The sequence below is a fragment of the Macrococcus bovicus genome (assembly GCF_030376725.1).
GTDB classification, from domain to species: domain Bacteria; phylum Bacillota; class Bacilli; order Staphylococcales; family Staphylococcaceae; genus Macrococcus; species Macrococcus bovicus.
The window spans coordinates 1,509,374-1,525,232 of sequence record NZ_CP128470.1 but is presented as its reverse complement, the minus strand read 5'-3'; the positions used below and the strand labels follow the sequence as shown (position 1 = coordinate 1,525,232).

Here is a 15,859-nt window from a genome sequence, read left to right as displayed (position 1 = left end):
TATGACATGGATGGAAGCTTACAAAAGATTTTGGCAGAATGCCTTCAAGATGCGTGGACGTGCGAGACGGAAGGAATACTGGGTACCGGTGCTATTCAACACTTTGATTTCACTCGCCCTAGGTATCATCTTTGCCTTTGTGGATATGGCACTGGGCTACGGCAGCGATATACTGGCAGATGATCAGATGGCAGATGTCTCCCTGACGAAACCCTCAGACATAGCGAACGGCATCTGGTCACTGATTCTTCTCATACCAAGCTTCACAGTGATGGCAAGAAGACTGCAGGATATCAATATCAACGGCTGGTGGGCGCTTGTGCCGCACTTAGGGGGTGTAGTCACTATAATCGGACTGATTCTCGGTGCGCTTTCCCTGTTTATGCTGGGTGGGGCGGAAGTAAGTACACTGCTGATCATGGTAGGTGTCGCAATATTAGTGGCCGTGATTGTAGGCATCGTCTTCCTCGTCTTCACAATACTTGACGGCAAACCAGGACCGAATAAATACGGCGAGGATCCGAAGAAGAATGAGCGTTATTACTACAACGATACTTACCAAAGCTAATGAAGTGACAGTCTCTATAAATAGAGGCTGTTTTTTTTTCTGTAAAACTGGTAGAGCTGTATTTATCAAAGTAAAGGATGGAGAAAAGATGTATCCTTCTTAGAGGTAGAGGGTATGAACTGATATGAAGATCAGTAAGGAGCGATTGACTTGAACATCAATGAACGCGAGGAATATTTGAAGGATGTGATTATCCTGACTGGAGAAATTCTGCTTGAAGCAGGTGCGGGCGGCTACAGAACGGAGCAGACGATGAATAAGATTGCTCATCATTTCGGTTACAGCGACTGCAACAGTTTCGTTACCAATACGGTTATCAACTTCAGCCTGCATGATTTGACTTATCCTAGAGTCAAGCGTGTGACAGCGCGTAATACGAATCTGATAAAAGTCTCGAGAGCCAACGCCGTTGCCCATCAGATGACGAGTGACGATCTGACAATAGAAGAAGCACTTGAAAAGCTCAGGAAGATACAATTTGAGACTAAAGGTTATTCTGCATATGATAAAGCGATAGCGAGTGCATTAGTCGGACTCAGCTTCCTATATCTGCAGGGGGGAGATATGCAGAATATCGCAACGGCTATGTTTGCGGCAGCGATGGGTTTTCTTATAAAGGAGCAAGTGGCTTCAAAAGTTCAGAGTCTTTTTATACCGGAATTTATAGGAGCATTAATTATTTCGTTCATTATCATCGCAATGAGCCAACTAGTGCCAGATCCTAAACTCTCTGTGACCATTATCGCTGCTGTTATGCCCATCGTCCCCGGGGTGCTGATCACCAATGCCTTGCAAGACCTGCTGATCGGTAATCTCATGATGGCTCTGACTAAAGGACTGGAAGCAGCTGTTATCGCCTTTGCTATTGGAGCAGGCGTAGCTACTATGTTCTATATATTTTAGGAGGTAATCATGGATATATTACTTAACTTCATCTTCAGTTTCATCGCATCCTATTGCTTTGCAGTATTGTTTGACAGTCCGAGACGACTCTTCGTCCCGTCAGGATGTGTTGGAGCCGCAGCATGGATGACAAGCGAAATGATGATACATCATTTTCACATGCCCGACATCTATGGCTACTTTCTAGGCAGTTTGATGCTTGGTCTCATGTGTCATACTATGGCACGACTCTATCTGGAGCCCGCTATGCTCTTCATGATCCCGGGAATCATACCCCTCGTGCCAGGAGGGTTAGCGTATGATGCAACGATGAAAATGATGCTGAACCAGACAGATAAGCCTGTTGAGATTCTGATGGAAATCACGATGCTGGCAGGTGCTATCGCCATTGGACTGCTGTTCTCAGATTATGTATTCCGACTGATTACCAAGAAAAAGATATCTGACTACTAATAGAATGTCATACTAAAATACTTAATGAATATTTTAAGTAATGACAAAGAAAAAGCGACTGCTCGATTTGAGCGGCCGCTTATTTCATTCTGTTACGATTATATGCTTCTAGATTCTCTTTGTCGTTGAAATAAAGGAAGGCAGCGAGACCAATCGGAATGCCGAAGATAGGCGTGGTCAGGAAACTTGCGATGACCATGTAGATAATCACATACGTGAGATCAGTAGAACTCCACTGTTTGTCTTTCAGATAATCAATAATTAAGTTCAGACTCATTGTCCTCAGCTCCTTAGATGATAGATACACTACACTATATCCAGTTATAACCAGAATAAACACAGGGATTCATTTGCAGGTTAAAAGCATCTACATTTCATTATATTACATCTGACGAGTTAAAAGTAATTAATTGTTAAATTAGAAACAAAAAGATACTGATACTGACGATTTGATATATTCATTTAAAAACGGAGAACAGGCGATGATCAATAAGAAGATTGAGCGATATCTGGAAAATCATTATCAGCAGTACTTAGGCAAGCAGCATAAGATGAAGGTCACACATGTAGTGGACAGGGGACATTACTATCAGTTCCATCTGTGGAAAGATGATGTGCTGGTGATCGGTGAGACCGTATGGAAGAATGACCTGGTAAGAAAAATAGATTAAATAATTAGATTAGAGATGCTTTAAGACGAATTAATATAATATAGAATAAGCATAATATAAGGAGAGAACGCGTTCACTTATTAAAGTAGAAAGATTATAATTAATTAACAACAATTTTTGTTCAAAAGCTACAAGCGAGTCTCTATTTTTGAAAAGCTAAGATCAGGAGTTTAATATCAATAACTATCTCATGATATAATAACATAATTAGGGCTTTAAAAAAGAAATTATATTTAGATAATTACATCAAATATTTATTTAAAATACTTAGCTCAAAGTCTTTCTTCAATATAAATTGATTATTAACAAAATTATTGAATCTAGTAAAAACCGTTATAATAAATAGAAATTAAATTTTATAAAGGAAAGTGAATCATGAGAAATAATTTTAAAGAAAACTTAAGAACTATTAGCCTATTTTCAGGCATTGGAGGATTGGATCTTGGCTTTATTGAATCAGGCTATAAATTGATTTGGGCGAATGAAATGGATAAACATGCAGTTCAAGCATATAAAGCGAATATTGACAAAAATATTATAGAAGGCGATATTTTAGATTTATATAAGGAGATTCCAGAAAATGATGTTTTATTAGCAGGATTTCCATGCCAGCCATTTAGTATGATGGGAAAACAAAAAGGGTTCGAAGATGAAAGAGGTACATTATTTTTTACAATCCAAAAAATAATTGAACTACATCAAAACAAGCCTAAAGTTATTGTACTTGAAAATGTAAAAAACCTATTAACTCATCAAAAAGGACAAACATTTGCAAAAATGAAGGAGATTTTAGAAACATTAGGCTACGAAGTACATTCTGAAGTGCTAGATACGAAAGATTATGGCCTTCCGCAAACGCGGCGCAGAGTGTTTGTAGTATGTTTTCTAAAAAGTTTTCTTGAAGGCTCAAGTACAAAGTTTACTTTCCCAGAGCCAAAACCATTAAAATTAACAATGTATGATTTATTAGACGAAGAAGTTGAAAAAAAGTATTTCTTATCAGAAAAAATACTGCCAACTATTCTTTCAAATGGTAGTGGGAATTATTACTCAAAATCTGAAATTGATCTTGAGATAGCACGTCCATTAACAGCCACTATGCATAAAATGCATAGAGCTTCTCAAGATAATTATTATACAGACAACAAAAATAGAAGTAGATTTAAAGACGAGATAAACAAACCAATTTCAAATATAAGAAGAATTACACCTAATGAATGTAGAAAACTTCAAGGTTTTCCAGATAAATGGAAATTTGTTGTATCTGATACACAGTCTTATAGACAATTTGGAAATGCTGTAAGTGTTAATGTTTCTCGGGCATTAGCTTTACGAATTAAAGAATATATTGGAATGATAAATAATGAAAAACATAGCTAATTTCAGTAATAATGTATTTGATTTAAATATTCTAAAAACTTCTGAGTTTATTGATATGATAAATATATTTATTAATGTTATTAATCATCTTAATTTGGAAGCTGAGAATGATAAAAAAGTAACAATATTTACAATTGAAAAGATGATTGAATACGGAATAATACAAAACAATTCTAAGCAAGATTTAGAAAAAATTTTAGGTGAAGAGCAGTTTTTGAGACTAGTAGTATCGATTAATAAAATTTCAAATGTCAATATAAATGATTATCCGATACTTCAGAAATTTAACTTAGAATATAGAAATAAAGCAGTACAAAACAAAAGTAATAATAAACAACCTACTTTAATAGATTTATTTTGTGGAGCAGGCGGATTGTCATTAGGATTAAACCAGGTAGGATTTAAAACTATATTGGCTAATGATATTGATAAACAAGCGTTAAGAACATACAACTTTAATCATCCAGAAGTAGATGGTCAATACATCACTATGGGTGGTATAGAAAATTTAGCAAGTGATATAAGAAACTATGTTTCGTTAGGTTCAGTAGATGTTGTTGTAGGAGGGCCACCATGCCAAGGCTTCTCAGAAGCTAACAGACAAAGACTAATAGATGATCCTAGAAATATTTTGTATAAGTATTTTATAGAATGTATCCATCAGATGAAACCTAAGGCCTTTATCATGGAAAATGTTAAAGGCATGAAAAAAGTTTCTAAGCAAGTTATTGATGATATCAATAACAATGAGCTGCTAAATTATGATATTGATTGTCAAATTATCAATGCAAAATACTTAGGTGTGCCACAAAATAGAGAAAGATTAATTTTTATAGGAATTAGAAAGGATATATCTGATAAAAAAAATATTCTTGCTAATGAAATATTTGAAAAAATACCTAAAAAAAATATAACTGCTCTTTCAGAAGCAATAGAAGATCTAAAGCCTTTACAAGCTTCGAGAATAAAAAATTTTACAGGCGGAGATATTCTATCTGGTTTTATCGTTGATGAAAAATACTATGGCAATGATAAACAGTCGAAATATGTAGATTTAATAAATCAAGGTAAAAGTATGAATCTTACCTTTAACCATAAAGCTAGATACAATAATGAAAGAGATATTGAAATATATTCTCGTTTGGAGCCAGGTGATAAATCTGATGATCCAAAAATTGCAGATATTATGCCCTATAAGAGTAGAAGTCATATGTTCAAAGACAAATACTTCAAACTTTATCTTGATAAACCATGCAAAACTATAACAGCACACATGAAGTTTGATTGTAATATGTATATTCATCCAACTCAAGCAAGAGGTTTAACACCAAGAGAGGCAGCAAGAATACAGAGTTACCCCGATGATTATTTATTTTTAGGAGCATATACAAAAACTTACCAACAAATTGGTAATAGTGTACCACCACTTATGGCTAGATATATTGGACAACAAATTATGGAAATAATTAAATAATAGAAGGAGAAGGTCTATGTTTGAAGATGTTATGAAAAATATAAGAAGTATATTACATGATACAGCAGGAATAATGTTAGAAAATGACTATGATGCTATTATGGTAAAAGAACTTTCAGATTCAAATATCTTAAAAGAAAATAGACCAGCAGAATCATCAACTAATCAGACACATATAGCAATAACTGGAAAGGTCAATTTTGACTTTTTTCCTTACGTTAATATTTGGCATTATAACAACTCAAAGAATTCTGAACAGGAAATGAAATCTTTTTATATACTTCAAGTGCCTTTTATTATAAATAAACAGAATGCTTATTATGCTGATAAACAGACAAAATTACTCTTTTTGAATAATGACCAACTCATTGCAAAAGGTTCAATAAAAATTAGTAGACCAGATTCAGCTCAGATGGAACTTGGTAACACATCTCAATCTGATCAGAATTTTAGATTATTTAGAAAACTATTCTTTGAACATGACTTTTTAATAATGTTAAAGATAGCGAATAAAGTTGAATATGAAGCCTTCTGTATTAAAAGTGATGATGCACAAAAATACAATTTATCCTCGGTTACTAAATTTAATCCAAAGAGAAAACAAAGTACAATTGTAGATATTTTTACTGTCAATTCTGAATTACTCAGAGATGAAAATGATAAATATTCTGTATATTGTGAAGGTGGTTTTAATAGAATATTATATGGTCCACCAGGTACGGGTAAATCGTATAAAATTAAAAATATAATTAATAATCACGGTATAAATAATTATATTGATGGTTTGGATCACCCGAATGTTTTTAGAACTACTTTGCATCCAGAGTTTTCTTATAGTGATTTTGTTGGACAAATCATGCCTATAGTGAAAAAAAATGGAGGAAAAACAGATATAATATATGATTTTAAACCTAAAATATTTACGGAAGCTTTAAAATTTGCATTATCTGATTTAAATGTTCCTGTTTTTTTGATATTAGAAGAGATGAGTAGGGCAAATATTGCAGCTGTGTTTGGAGATATATTCCAGCTTTTAGATAGAGATGTTTATGGAAATAGTGAATATAAAATAAATAACGATTTGATAGCAGAGTATATTTTTGATGATTCAAACAAAAAAATATTCATACCATCAAATTTATATATTATAGGGACAATGAATACATCAGATCAGAATGTCTATGTAATGGATACAGCAATGAAAAGACGTTTTGAATTGGAATATATAAGTGCTACAGATTACATACGAGAAGAATCAGGTGAATACAAAAATAACTATATATTTAGTATACAGGAGAATGAAGAAGATATTGAAAGTGTTATTACTTTTGATTGGATAACTCTTATTAAGTCACTTAATAAATTTATTGTTACAAAAGAGGAAAAGGGAGGTTTATCTTTAACTGAAGACAAACAAATTGGACAGTTTTTTATAAAATTTAAAAAGGCGAATGAAAATATTAGTATTAAAGAAGCAGAAGATTATAACTTTAATCAAATTAAAGGGAAATTAATTCAGTATCTATGGAATGATGTACAAAAACATTCTTATTCCCCTCACTCTATATTCTTAGAAGATATTGAGAGTTTTGGGGACTTATATAACTTGATTTGTGATAAAAAGATGATTTTCTCTTCTAATTTCATGGAATTCTACAACTCCTCTAGAGGATTCTAATAATGAAGCCTCAAATATATATAGTGCAAGATGGTGAAGAATTGACTAAAGAAGTAGAACATTTGTTTGAAGATATATTCTCTTATAATGATGTACGTATTAGTAGCAAAAAAAAATTATCAAACTTTGTAGGATTTATTTTTCACGAATCAAATTGGCTAGTTAGTTTTCCAAAACATTATTTTGATTATAAAAACAAGCCATTAATTGCTGAACCATCAGATATTGAGACTTTATTTAAGTGTTTAATGAAATATAATAGTTATCACCCGATTGAGTTTGGAAAAGAAGACGTAAATAACTCCTCTTACCCACTAAAATATTTCTTTAACATTTATGATTATTATAAAAAATATGGATTATATTATATTGAAGAAAAAAACAAATCCTTCGGCTATAATGGGAAAATTATCTGGAAAGAAACTCTTCAAAAGTCTTCGCAGGTAATCAGTGATGGAAATATAATTTATATTCCCCCAATAGTGCAAAAAAATAACATGGATTATGACTTTGTCACTAAATGTATGGCATATGCTATCGATAATACGATAGAACAATTTAAAAAATTATTAAAATTAGAGCGCACTAATTTTGATATAAGTGGTGTTGATTGGGAGAAAAAAGATGCTATTATTAGAAGACTCAAAAAAATAGAAAGAGAAACATTTAAAGATAAACATTTGAGATTAATTAAAAACTTGATATGCTTTTTTCAAGATATACCAAGCGGAAAAGGACAATATGTTTTTAAAACTAATAACTTTAAGTTCCTCTGGGAAGAAATGATGAGCTTTTATATTAATAACTACCTATTATTTGAAAGTGAATCTAATAATATCTATTTTTCAGATGATAAATTATTAATTCCTCATAATTTCAAAAAAGAAAGGTTTTACCCTGATGCACGTAGAAAAAGTAAATCAAGACGATTAGAGCCAGATTTATTTAATTTTATTAATAATGAAATGTATATTTATGATGCGAAGTACTACAGTGAAGTGAAAAAGTTAGACTACAAGCAGGTTTCTTACTATTTTTTATTAAAAGATATAAAGAAAACATCTTCAGAAAGAGAAATTTTAATACATAACTTTCTCTTTTTACCTACTTATTTAGACAATTACCAGAAAGATCATTTCATTTTGGACCCTTTTTATAATAATGATGAGGAGAACTTTGTTATCAAAGAGTATTATGTAAATGCTAAAAATGTTTTAATCAAATTTTTAAATGTTTAATATCTTGTTTAAGATAATATATGATGTATAGTCTAGATTCATATCAATATTTTAAAAGCTCAATAAATGCTAAACTTTTAATAATCGATATAATTTATATTAAAAAGGTGTTAGGGTAGAGTGGCTTAAAGATTAAATAGTTATGAAAGAAAAAGCTGGAGGAAAATTGAGTGAAAGCTAAAAAAGTTTTTAGACATGTGTATAAAAGTATTAGTTGTGTGGCATAGTGACCTTTAAACAAAGTAATGAATCTGAATCGTCTACACTTAGTTGGACAATTTCTATGTGAATAGATATTGTTAATCTAAGAAAGTAGGCGATTTTATTTATGTCACGAGAAAGAAGAAGCTTCAGTCCTGAATTCAAGTTACAGATGGTCAAACTTTATGAGAATGGTAAACCTAGAAATGAAATTGTACGTGAATATGAGCTGACGCCTTCGGCATTAGGAAAATGAATCAAACAGCATCAATATACCGGGTCATTTCAGCACAATGACAATCTGAGCGATGAAGAGAAAGAACTGAAAAAATTACGTAAAGAGAACCAGCAGCTGAAGATGGAGAACGACATTTTAAAGCAAGCAGCGCTGATCATGGGACGAAGATAGCCGTCATTCGTGAGAATGCCGAGAAATATTCAGTATCAGCAATGTGTAAAGTCCTGCAGATTCCCAGAAGCACCTACTATTATGAAGTGAATAAGCTGACTGACAGAGAAAAAGAGCATCCCGACGGAGATGTCACTGAGAAGATCATTCAGATCTTCAATACAAACCGGCATTGTTTTGGCACGAGAAGAATCAAGATTCATTTAGAAAAACAGGGACTTAAGGTTTCCAGGAGACGGATTGGCTGTATCATGAAAAACCAGAATCTTGTCTCTACCTATACATCCTTATTCAGAGATCATTGAGTATGAAAGGATGTCCGTATGATAATGCGGTTGTTGAAACAACTTTTAAAGCGGTAAAGACCGAATTTATTAATCAATTTCATTTTCTTTCTCTCAATCATTTGAATATTGAACTTTTTGATTATGTGAACTGGTATAACAATGTTAGCCCGCACGGTGCGTTGAATGATCTAACCCCGAAGGAATATAAAGAAATGATCTATAAAAACTGTCCAATATTATGTTGACAGACCATAAAGACGACTTTGAGTTTATGTAACCCATTTAAATCATACTATTAAATAACTATTTAATGCACTTTATATACTATAAAACTATTTCTTTGATAAAATTTAGATAATAGGTAGGTAAAATCGTAAATCAAAATATATCTCAATATAATAAAAGGGGACTTAAAATGGAATATAACAATCAAGAATCAAGCTTATGGTATTTTCCAAGCGGAGAAGATTTAGAGATGACCTCAGCATCAAATGCTTACGTAGAAATGTTTAAAGATACTCCTTTAAGATCTTTAGCTAGAGAAATTTGTCAAAATTCATTAGACGCGCAGGCTGATAAAAACTCTCCCGTTAAAGTAAGTTTTGATTTATTTGAAATTCATACAAAGTTTTTACCTGGATTTGAGCAACTTAAAGACGTTGTTCTGCCAAGCGCTCATATGGCTTGGCCTAATGAAAAGAAAACTCAAATAATGTTAGGACAAATGGATAAAATTCTTAGTAGTGAAAAAATTAAAATATTAAAGATTAGCGATTACAATACTTCGGGTCTAGAACCAGAAAACTGGAAATCATTGATTGAACAAGCTGGTTCCTCCATAAAGAATAGCGACTCTTCAGGAGGTTCTTTTGGCATTGGGAAGGCCGCTCCATTTGCTGTAAGTGACTTGAGGATGGTTTACTATAATACATTGACCAAGACGAGGAAAATTGAATCAATAGGAGTAATGAAATTTGTGTCTTTTCACATAAAGGATAACATCGTGACACAAGGAGTAGGCTATTTTGGAAAAAATAAAAGTAAATCACCTTTCTCTGAGGGAGTATCCTTTGATACTGATTATAGAAAAGAAAGGGGAACTGACGTTTATATTATAGGATTCAACACTAATAACTTCTCTAATTGGCAAGAAGAGATAAAATATTCTATTATCAACGATTTTTTAATTTCAATGAAAAGAAAGCAACTCGAAGTAGAAATATGCGGTGAAAAACTAAGTTATGATCAAATACCGACGTATTTAGAAGAGATTAAAAACAATAAGAGGTTAACAAAATTATATGGTGATTTTGAAGGTTATTATAATACGTTGGAAGATAGTGACTCCAAAATCTTCTACTTGACTGGCTTCCAAGATTTTAAAATTGATGAAAATGAAGCATGTTTGATTTTATCTCAAAATGACGCCTATAATCGGAAAGTCCTCATGACTAGAGAAGCTGGAATGAAAATATTTGATATGAAAAGTTTTGGCTCTCTTTTAAAATTTTCTGGAATTTTTCAAGCAACTGGTCCTAATATAAATGCGTTACTAAAAAAACTCGAGAATCCTAACCACGATAAATGGTCTGAAGAACGTCATGAAGACAAAAAAATGGCTAAAAAATTTTTAAATCAGCTTACTTATTTTATTCGACAAAATGTCAAAGATACATTCCAAGAAAAAATAACAGAAGAAGTCGATGCATTTGGAGTTGGAGACTTTTTGCCTGCAAATTTAGATTCAAAAAATAATAGTAAAAGAATGTTAAATAAAAATCTTGTTAGTGAAAATCTGGAAGTCGTTCTCAAGGAGCTTAATGTAACGAATAGTCTTAAATCAAGATCATACGAAGAAGGAGATCTTTCTGAAGAAGAATTAGTTAAAGCAGGAATAGTAGAAGGTAATGAGAATGGAAATGGTTTTGGAAATGGACAAGGTGATGGATTAAAAGTTGATGGAAATGGGAATGGGGCTGGCGATGGAGACAATGGTGAAAACGGTGTTGAAGAATTGGGTGGAAATATTATTAAGAGAACCTCTTCTAGGAAAAGTGTATCTGATATTAAGTATCGAATTATAGAAAGAGATTTATCAAATGGTAAATATAGATTAATAATCAATTCATCTAGTACTTTAAATAAGGTGAAAATATATTTCAATATAATAGGGGATTCTGGTAACAAAAGTACAATTAAAATTAATGCAGCACATCAAAATGGTAGTATTTTAACTGTTTACAATTCATATATTTTTATAGATAAAATAAACGCAGAACAATGGACAGCAATAGATGTGCTATTAGAAAATAAAACTCGTCTGAAACTGGAGGTAGAAGTATATGAAGTTAATTAATAGCTTGTATCCGTATCCAGTACTTTCTTCATTTGATAATGATTATATAGATGATTCTGATTTTTGCACTGAAGTTAAACTAATAGAATCTACGCCATACAAACCAGCTAAGGTAAAAATAAAATTTGTTTTAAAGGACAAGTTTTTAGAAGAACTAGTTGCTGCTAAGCAAGCTGCTTTTTTTATTCATGTTGAAAGTCCTAGAGCTGTTTATAGAGAGTTGATAAAGGTGACGAGTTCTGAAGATACCCAAATTATTATCATTGATCCGAAAAAAATGCGTCATAATGTTGAAATCACTCCGTTATTATTAACAACTAATAGTTTAAAAAACTTTATTAATCCAAATATCAATAAAGAATTATTTGGTAGTAACTATGTGTTTCCTATATTATCATCAGGCTATCCCTTAGCAGTCGATAAGACGAAAATAATTGAAATAGTAGATAAAGATGATTTTAGCTCAGTTTCGTCAATCATAAAAGTTGGGAAAACTAAAGAAAAATTAATGAATATTGAACTAGAAGATGATTATCTATTCGTTAGACTCCCTGAAAAGCAATATAAAAAGTATGTTACTTTCAAAGATATGCCAGAAGCTTTATTGAGTTCAATTATTTTTCCTAGTTTAGTTTATGTTTTTGAATCAATTTCTAAACATGGAAGGGAGCCTTACGAAAACTATAAATGGTTTAATGTGCTTGAAAAGAAATTTAGTAATATGGGATTTTCAATTGATCAAATCATCTCTCAAGAAATATCTTCTATAGTTTTAGCTCAAAAAGTCTTAGTTGACCCATTGCAAAGAATGTTCAATGAAATAGAGGATGTGACCAGTTTATATGCAAACGATTAAATATTGTTCTTCAGAATTTTTAAATCTTTTAAAAGCTAATTTTGAAACTGATTACCAAGACATTTATAAGAAAAGGGATAAAGATAAAATAATAGAATTATTTAACAATGAATTGGTATATGATGGGGATTTGAAATTTGATTATAAGCCATTAATGTTAAGAAGTGATTCAAATAGAGGAGAATATATATCAGCAAATGTAAAGATTTTATATGATTCTCTAAAAAGTTTATCTAATGTTCAAGCGACTAAAGAAGAATTATGGTTTACTCTAATTAATACGATTTATTTGGATTATTTAATAGATTCCATTGCTGTCTTAGAGAAAAGTGGAAACTTTGAGAAGCAACTTAGCAATTTATTATTTTTTAATAAAGGTATTAGCAGAGGAATGATTGTTCAAAGTATCTCTAAGTTTTGGTGGATAGGCTATAGGACTTACGATAGAAATGCTGAGGATCCATACTGGTTAACTGAATATTTTTGTCGTACTGATGCTAGCGGTAAAGCCGTAACATTTTTCGGTAGTCGTCTAACTAGTAATTTGAATTTTAGTTTAGGAATTATTGAGGCTGTAAAATCAGCTGAAGAAGAAGGATTAGTTAAGAATCAGAAGGAAACTTATTCATTTATTAATGAATATTTTAATTTTGTAGGCGGAGTGAAAATTTTGGATATAATGTCAAGAGAAGAAATTGTATTTGAATCAAAAAGAGTTCTCCATGAATTATCTGTTAATAATTTATCGACATCGGAGAAAAATAGAAAAAAGATATTAGTTAATCCATAGAATTTTCAGTATATAAGTTTTTTATCTAATTGAGATATAGAAAAAGTTGTAAATTCTCTAACTGCTATGATAATTACTTTTATGAGAAATGGGATGTGATCTCATGGATACATTAACACCCGAACAACGTCTGAAAAATATGCGGAATATTAAGGGGAGTAACACAAAACCGGAAATGATGGTTAGAAAGTTCCTCTATAATAAAGGGATAATATATAGAGTCAACTATGACCAACTTCCAGGTAAACCTGATATTTATATCCCTAAGTACAAGACAGCTGTTTTTGTTAATGGCTGTTTTTGGCATGTGCATGACTGTAATTTATTTGTTATGCCGAAGACAAATCGAGAGTTCTGGAAGAAAAAACTTGAACGAAATATTGCCAGAGATGAAGAGGTAATAGAAGCATTAAGTGAATTAGGTGTTAAAGTTATTGTTGTCTGGGAATGTGGTCTCGGAAGCAAAGTGATTAATGAAACACTTGAAGATCTGTATGACATGATTATTGAAGAAAATGATGAAGAAGACAAATTACGTGACTTCTTTTTGAGTGATGATTGGGGTTAATATAACTTGATCGTGAAAGATTAAAAAAAATAGAGCAAATGAATTCTTACAGACTTTATAAATATATTTGTTGAAGAACAGATTAGAATAATTCATTTTTGAAATATATATATAAATAAACAATATGGTTGCTGTTCTATTGAAAATTACTTGCATAATTAATTCTATACTTTAATCTTTTTCATTATGTATACTAATGACAATTTTTCATTACAAGTAATAATTGTATAATGTTATAATATTTACAACTAAATATAAGGAGAGTGTAAAATGATTCTTAAGAAATTTAGTGTAAATAATTATAAAATATTTAAAGATGAATTCAGTATAGATTTGTATAAGGGTAGTGAAGAAATTTTAGATAACTATTATTTCACTATTCTGACAGGTAAAAATAATATGGGAAAATCTACTTTTTTGGAAGCTATTAGTGAACTTTTTAAAAAAGATTCTAAAAACTTAACTATAAAAGAAAGTTGTTATAATAATAAGAATAAAGACATTATACTAAAATCGATATTCATTTTAGATGAAACAAAAGATGCTGATTTAATAGATTATTTAAAAATTAAAAATTTAATCAATGGAAATTATAATAGTTTTGAGTTACATGTTATGAAATCTTACCAATTCGAAAAAGCAGCAAACTTCAAGTTTAAAATTAAAGATATAAATCAGAATGCTATTGATGTAACTAGCAAAGACGATATCAATAGAATTAAAGAATACATTTATAATCATGAACCATATTATATTAGACCAAATATGACCGTCGAAGAAATTGATAATTTAGTCAATATTATATATACCGATGCTATTATAACTAAAAGCCAAGAAGATGCAGAAAAACTTCAAGTTATCAATGATGATATAAGAGGTTTTATTAATGCTTTTAAACAAGCTACTGATAAGGTTTTAAATGAAGTAGAGAACGATATAAGCGAAGTATTAAACAGACTATTTACAGGGCAAAATTTTTCAATTAAAATCACAGGTAGTCAATCATCATTTCTATCTATAACTGATATTTTGAAAACTATGAAAACTGACCTACGAGTAAATAATACTAATAGAAGCGATATGTTATTATCTGAACAAGGAACAGGTGTTCAGAGAATCAGCTTAATCTATACTATTCAAAAGATAATAGAAAAAGGGATAGGTAATTTAGGTGGAAGAATGTTATTGGTTGATGAGCCTGAAGCTTTTTTACATCCCGAAGCCATTAGAGCACTTAGTGATTCTTTATATTCAATTGGTGATTCAATGCCAATAATTATTACAACACATTCACCAATTTTAATAAATTTAGAAAAAGACCACACAATAATTGATATATTTAGAATTGATAAAGATAATCAGGAAGCAATAGCATTATATAATTCAGAAAATTCGAAATTTGATGCTAATGATAAAGAAAATCGGAAAATCTTAAATTATATCGATCCTTATATTAATGAGTTTTTCTTTTCAGATCATAACATTATAGTAGAGGGTACAACAGAAAAAATGATTCTTAAGTTTTTACAAAAAGAACATAATCTTAACTTTCATATTATAGAGGCTAGAGGGAAGGCAACAATTGTAACCTTAATGAAGATACTCAATCAGTTTAATTCTAAATATTATGTGCTTCATGATTTAGATAATCATGTATCTGGCATTAGCCAAAAAAGGGCCCAGCGAACTAATTGTTTAAATATATTTCATCAAAAACAAGATATTTGTAATATTTATGCACTTGAAAATACTTTTGAACATGTATTTTATAATCATACTGTATCTTCTTCTCAAAAAGTAGCAAAAATTTATTCTATTTTAAGTAGTAAAGACCCAAGTGATAGTAACTATGTAATTAAAAATGACATTATAAATACATTTTCTGCTATTTTTGAGCTAGATATCAAATGTGAAGGCTCGCCAAACGATAAGTGTTATCCTATTAATAGTATAGATGATATCCTCAGCAAATTTGATATACCAAAAGAAGTATAAATATAATTAGCGGATATGCTACTGCAAATACT

General features: G+C 30.9%; 14 protein-coding genes and 1 pseudogene. 14 read left to right on the top strand and 1 reads right to left on the bottom strand.

Annotation, left to right across the window (positions count from 1 at the left end):
* Position 1 precedes the first annotated feature (1 nt).
* The 3 genes from QSV55_RS08285 to QSV55_RS08275 all read left to right on the top strand — a co-directional run bounded on the left by QSV55_RS08285 (position 2) and on the right by QSV55_RS08275 (position 1,924).
* Positions 2-568, top strand: a complete 567-nt coding sequence (locus tag QSV55_RS08285; protein WP_289649852.1) for a DUF805 domain-containing protein — start codon at positions 2-4, stop codon at positions 566-568.
* 150 nt (positions 569-718) lie between these two features.
* Positions 719-1,471 (top strand): threonine/serine exporter family protein, encoded by a 753-nt coding sequence (locus QSV55_RS08280; protein WP_289649851.1) that lies wholly within the window; start codon positions 719-721, stop codon positions 1,469-1,471.
* 9 nt (positions 1,472-1,480) lie between these two features.
* Positions 1,481-1,924, top strand: coding sequence for a threonine/serine exporter family protein (locus tag QSV55_RS08275; RefSeq protein WP_289649850.1), 444 nt, complete (start codon positions 1,481-1,483; stop codon positions 1,922-1,924).
* Positions 1,925-2,003: 79 nt separating this feature from the next.
* On the opposite strand, the gene QSV55_RS08270 is transcribed toward QSV55_RS08275, so the two are convergent.
* Entirely contained in the window at positions 2,004-2,201 is a 198-nt protein-coding gene (locus QSV55_RS08270; RefSeq protein WP_289649849.1) for a VraH family peptide resistance protein, read from the bottom strand.
* A 205-nt stretch (positions 2,202-2,406) separates the two neighbouring features.
* Here QSV55_RS08270 and QSV55_RS08265 point away from each other — a divergent pair, with 205 nt between their 5' ends.
* The 11 genes and pseudogenes from QSV55_RS08265 to QSV55_RS08215 all read left to right on the top strand — a co-directional run bounded on the left by QSV55_RS08265 (position 2,407) and on the right by QSV55_RS08215 (position 15,827).
* Positions 2,407-2,595: a hypothetical protein gene (locus QSV55_RS08265; RefSeq protein WP_133451608.1), complete on the top strand. Its 189-nt coding sequence runs from the start codon at positions 2,407-2,409 to the stop codon at positions 2,593-2,595.
* 375 nt (positions 2,596-2,970) lie between these two features.
* On the top strand, positions 2,971-3,975 hold the full coding sequence (locus QSV55_RS08260; protein ID WP_289649848.1) for a DNA cytosine methyltransferase: 1,005 nt from the start codon (positions 2,971-2,973) through the stop codon (positions 3,973-3,975).
* Entirely contained in the window at positions 3,959-5,449 is a 1,491-nt protein-coding gene (locus QSV55_RS08255) for a DNA cytosine methyltransferase (protein WP_289649847.1), read from the top strand. The genes QSV55_RS08260 and QSV55_RS08255 overlap by 17 nt, the downstream gene beginning before the upstream one ends.
* 16 nt (positions 5,450-5,465) lie before the next feature.
* Positions 5,466-7,127 carry an McrB family protein gene (locus QSV55_RS08250; RefSeq protein WP_289649846.1) on the top strand — a complete coding sequence of 554 codons (1,662 nt, stop codon included), beginning with the start codon at positions 5,466-5,468 and terminating at the stop codon, positions 7,125-7,127.
* A gap of 2 nt (positions 7,128-7,129) precedes the next feature.
* A complete protein-coding gene (locus QSV55_RS08245) occupies positions 7,130-8,365 on the top strand; it encodes a hypothetical protein (RefSeq protein WP_289649845.1) in 1,236 nt (411 codons plus the stop codon).
* Between the two features lie 328 nt (positions 8,366-8,693).
* A pseudogene (locus QSV55_RS08240) lies at positions 8,694-9,507 on the top strand (transposase).
* Positions 9,508-9,677: 170 nt separating this feature from the next.
* Entirely contained in the window at positions 9,678-11,618 is a 1,941-nt protein-coding gene (locus tag QSV55_RS08235; protein ID WP_289649844.1) for a hypothetical protein, read from the top strand.
* Entirely contained in the window at positions 11,605-12,474 is an 870-nt protein-coding gene (locus tag QSV55_RS08230) for a hypothetical protein (RefSeq protein WP_289649843.1), read from the top strand. The genes QSV55_RS08235 and QSV55_RS08230 overlap by 14 nt, the downstream gene beginning before the upstream one ends.
* Positions 12,461-13,264, top strand: coding sequence for a DUF6339 family protein (locus tag QSV55_RS08225; RefSeq protein ID WP_289649842.1), 804 nt, complete (start codon positions 12,461-12,463; stop codon positions 13,262-13,264). The genes QSV55_RS08230 and QSV55_RS08225 overlap by 14 nt, the downstream gene beginning before the upstream one ends.
* Before the next feature lie 103 nt (positions 13,265-13,367).
* Positions 13,368-13,832, top strand: coding sequence for a very short patch repair endonuclease (locus tag QSV55_RS08220; RefSeq protein ID WP_289649841.1), 465 nt, complete (start codon positions 13,368-13,370; stop codon positions 13,830-13,832).
* 270 nt (positions 13,833-14,102) lie between these two features.
* Positions 14,103-15,827, top strand: a complete 1,725-nt coding sequence (locus QSV55_RS08215; protein WP_289649840.1) for an ATP-dependent nuclease — start codon at positions 14,103-14,105, stop codon at positions 15,825-15,827.
* Positions 15,828-15,859 lie beyond the last annotated feature (32 nt).